General features: G+C 58.9%; 4 protein-coding genes. All 4 read left to right on the forward strand.

Features of this window, described 5'->3' with window-relative positions; translation table 11 throughout:
• On the forward strand, positions 1-426 hold a 426-nt coding region (gene tsaB / locus PFH44_RS25350), incomplete at its 5' end, for a tRNA (adenosine(37)-N6)-threonylcarbamoyltransferase complex dimerization subunit type 1 TsaB (protein ID WP_283826536.1).
• A 38-nt stretch (positions 427-464) separates the two neighbouring features.
• Positions 465-1,061 (forward strand): Slp family lipoprotein, encoded by a 597-nt coding sequence (locus PFH44_RS25355; protein ID WP_283826537.1) that lies wholly within the window; start codon positions 465-467, stop codon positions 1,059-1,061.
• Positions 1,062-1,280: 219 nt separating this feature from the next.
• Positions 1,281-2,966: a long-chain-fatty-acid--CoA ligase FadD gene (gene fadD / locus PFH44_RS25360; RefSeq protein ID WP_128879497.1), complete on the forward strand. Its 1,686-nt coding sequence runs from the start codon at positions 1,281-1,283 to the stop codon at positions 2,964-2,966.
• A gap of 81 nt (positions 2,967-3,047) precedes the next feature.
• Positions 3,048-4,068: ribonuclease D (gene rnd / locus PFH44_RS25365; protein ID WP_283826538.1), on the forward strand; the 1,021-nt coding region annotated here is incomplete at its 3' end.

Below are 4,068 nucleotides of genomic sequence, written 5' to 3' on the forward strand. Positions count from 1 at the left end.
GCCCTGCGCCATGGTGGCCAGCGTAGAAACGCCGATCATCGGCAGTTCGGCGCCACCCGCGTGCTGGCCGCCCTTGATGCGCGCATGGGCGAGGTTTACTGGGCGGAATATCAGCGCGACGAACGGGGCGTCTGGCACGGCGAAGAGACCGAAGCGGTCCTCAAGCCGGAGGCCGTCAGCGAGCGTTTGCAGCAGCTGGAGGGAAGCTGGGCAACGGTTGGCACCGGCTGGCCGGCATGGCCCGATCTGGCGAAGGACTCCTCGCTGACCTTAACCGACGGCGAAATTGCGCTGCCGGCAGCGGAAGACATGCTGCCGCTGGCCTGCCATCTGCTTTCCGTTGGCAAAACCGTTGCCGTAGAGCACGCCGAGCCGGTTTATTTGCGTAACAACGTGGCCTGGAAGAAACTTCCTGGCCGTGGATGAATCTCAGTAAGCATAAGACTGAGAGAAGGAGTCGCATCATGGCGGGTCAAACTAAAGTAGTACGTTGGCTGTTGGCGGGCGCCGCTGCCGCCGCGTTAAGTGGCTGCGTTTCGGTACCGGATGCCATCAAAGGCTCTACCCCGACGCCGCAGCAGGATTTAGTGCGGGTTATGGCCGCACCGCAGCTGTACGTTGGCCAGGAAGCTCGCTTTGGCGGCAAAGTGGTCAACATCACGAATCAGCAGGGCAAAACCCGCTTAGAAATTGCCACGGTGCCGCTGGACAGCGCCGCTCGACCCGAGCTGGGCGAGCCTTCGCGCGGGCGCATCTTCGCCGACGTTAACGGCTTCCTTGACCCGGTCGACTTTCGCGGTCACCTGGTGACGGTAGTTGGCCCGATTACCGGCGCTGTCGACGGTAAGGTCGGCGGCACGCCGTACAAGTTTATGCAGATGAACGCCACCGGCTATAAGCGCTGGAACGTTGTCCAGCAGGTGGTTATGCCGCCGCAGCCGATTGACCCGTGGATGGTCGGCCCGCGTCGCTGGGGCTACGGCCCATCCCCATGGGGCTACGGCGGCTGGGGCTGGTATAATCCAGGCCCTGCGGAAGTAAGAAGTGTGGTAACTGAATGATTTTGCGGTTTTTATAAGCTATTTGAAAGCTAAAAGAAACAGCGGCCTGTCCGCTGTTTCGTCATTTTTGGTCTGATAAGAAAAATAAATAGTGACGCGCTTCGCAACCTGCAAAACGCCTAATTAATAAACTGGTACGCTGAGTTAATATAATGTTAACAGAATGTTTGTTGATCAGGGGCTGTGATGACGACGAATAACTATTTCAGAGGTGATGCAGTGAAAAAGGTTTGGCTAAACCGTTATCCCGCCGATGTTCCTGCGGAGATAAATCCTGACCGCTATCAATCCCTGGTTGAATTGTTTGAACACGCCGCCACGCGCTATGCCGACCAGCCGGCGTTTATCAACATGGGTGAGGTGATGACCTATCGTAAGCTGGAGGAGCGCAGCCGCGCCTTCGCCGCTTACCTTCAGCAGGGCCTGGGGCTGCAAAAGGGCGACCGCGTGGCGCTGATGATGCCTAACCTGCTGCAGTACCCCATCGCGCTGTTCGGGATCCTGCGCGCGGGGATGATCGTGGTTAACGTCAACCCGCTGTATACGCCGCGCGAGCTTGAGCATCAGCTTAACGACAGCGGCGCCGCGGCGATTGTGATCGTCTCAAACTTTGCGCATACCCTCGAGAAGGTGGTCGATAAAACCCAGGTCAGGCACGTTATCCTGACGCGAATGGGCGATCAGCTGTCGACGGCGAAAGGGACCCTGGTTAACTTCGTCGTCAAGTATATCAAGCGGCTGGTGCCGAAATATCATCTGCCCGACGCCATTTCGTTTCGCAGCGCGCTGCAGCACGGCTACCGGATGCAGTACGTCAAACCGGAAATCGTCTGTGAAGACCTGGCTTTCCTGCAGTACACCGGCGGGACGACCGGCGTAGCGAAAGGGGCCATGCTGACCCATCGCAATATGCTGGCCAACCTTGAGCAGGTCAACGCCACCTACGGGCCGCTGCTGCACCGAGGCAAAGAGCTGGTGGTGACGGCTTTACCGCTGTACCACATTTTTGCGCTGACCATGAACTGCCTGCTGTTTATCGAGCTTGGCGGGCAGAACCTGCTGATTACCAACCCGCGGGATATTCCGGGGCTGGTGAAGGAGCTGGCTAAATATCCGTTTACCGCGATGACCGGGGTCAATACCCTGTTTAACGCGCTGCTGAATAACAAAGAGTTTCAGCAGCTCGACTTCTCCACGCTGCACCTCTCCGCCGGCGGCGGGATGCCGGTTCAGCAGGTGGTGGCCGAACGCTGGGTGAAGCTCACCGGACAGTATCTGCTGGAGGGTTACGGCCTCACCGAGTGCGCGCCGCTGGTTAGCGTTAACCCGCATGATATTGACTACCACAGCGGGAGCATTGGGCTTCCGGTGCCGTCGACCGAAGCGAAGCTGGTGGACGATGACGATAACGAAGTCGCCCCGGGCGAGCCGGGCGAGCTGTGCGTGAAAGGCCCGCAGGTGATGCTGGGTTACTGGCAGCGTCCGGACGCCACCGCTGAAATCATCAAAGACGGCTGGCTGCACACCGGCGATATCGCGGTGATGGACGACGATGGCTTCCTGCGGATTGTCGATCGTAAGAAAGATATGATTCTGGTTTCCGGATTTAACGTCTATCCCAACGAAATTGAAGACGTGGTGATGCAGCACTCCGGCGTTCAGGAAGTGGCTGCGGTGGGCGTACCGTCCGGCAGCAGCGGCGAAGCGGTGAAGATTTTTGTCGTCAAGAAAGAGGCGACGCTGACCGAAGAGGCGCTGATCGCCTTCTGCCGCCGCCAGCTGACGGGCTATAAGGTTCCCAAGCTGGTTGAGTTTCGTGATGAGCTGCCAAAATCGAACGTCGGGAAAATTTTACGGCGAGAACTTCGTGACGAAGCTCGCGCTAAAGTAGACAATAAAGCCTGAGCTAAGAGTGAATCGCCAGACGCCGGCTAAGCCGGCGTTTTTTATGGGCGCCAGTTAAGAGAGCATGATTTGAACTATCAGATGATTACCACCAACGACGGTCTTCGCGCCGTCTGTGAAGCGGCAAGCGCGGCAGCTGCGGTTGCGCTGGATACGGAATTTGTCCGCACCCGCACCTATTATCCACAGCTGGGACTGCTGCAGCTGTTTGATGGCGAGCAGGTTTCGCTCATCGATCCGCTGGAAATCACCGATTGGGCACCGATGCGTGAACTGCTGCTGAATCAAAACGTCACCAAATACCTCCACGCCGGTAGTGAAGATCTGGAAGTGTTCCTCAACACCTTCAGCCTGATGCCGCAGCCGCTGATTGACACCCAAATTCTGGCGGCCTTCTGCGGGCGCCCGATGTCATGGGGCTTTGCCTCGATGGTCGAGGAGTACTCCGGCGTGGCGCTGGATAAGAGCGAGTCGCGTACCGACTGGCTTGCCCGCCCGCTGACCGAACGCCAGTGCGACTATGCCGCGGCGGACGTCTGGTACCTGTTACCCATCGCCATCAGGCTGATGGCCGAAACCGAAGCCGCCGGCTGGCTGCCCGCTGCGCTGGACGAATGTCGTCTGATGCAGCAGCGCCGCCAGGAAATACAGGACCCGTCGCAGGTGTGGCGCGAGATCGGCAACGCCTGGCAGCTTCGCACCCGCCAGCTCGGCTGCCTGCAGCTGCTGGCGGAGTGGCGGCTGCGCAAAGCGCGCGATCGCGACATGGCGGTGAATTTCGTCGTGCGTGAAGAGCATCTGTGGAGCGTGGCGCGCTATATGCCCGGCAGCCTCGGCGAGCTCGATAGCCTCGGGCTGTCGGGCAGCGAAATTCGTTTTCACGGCAAGACGCTGATAAGCCTGGTGGCGAAGGCGCAGGAGCTGCCGGAAGAGGCGTTGCCTGAGCCGCTGCAAAACCTGATCGATATGCCGGGATACCGCAAGGTCTTCAAAGAGATTAAGGCGCTGGTGCAGGAAGTGAGTAGCGAAACGGGGCTGAGCGCCGAGCTGCTGGCGTCAAGAAGGCAGATTAACCAGCTGCTGAACTGGCACTGGCAGTTGA

The organism is Klebsiella sp. Ech2A (assembly GCF_030078455.1).
GTDB classification, from domain to species: domain Bacteria; phylum Pseudomonadota; class Gammaproteobacteria; order Enterobacterales; family Enterobacteriaceae; genus Klebsiella; species Klebsiella terrigena.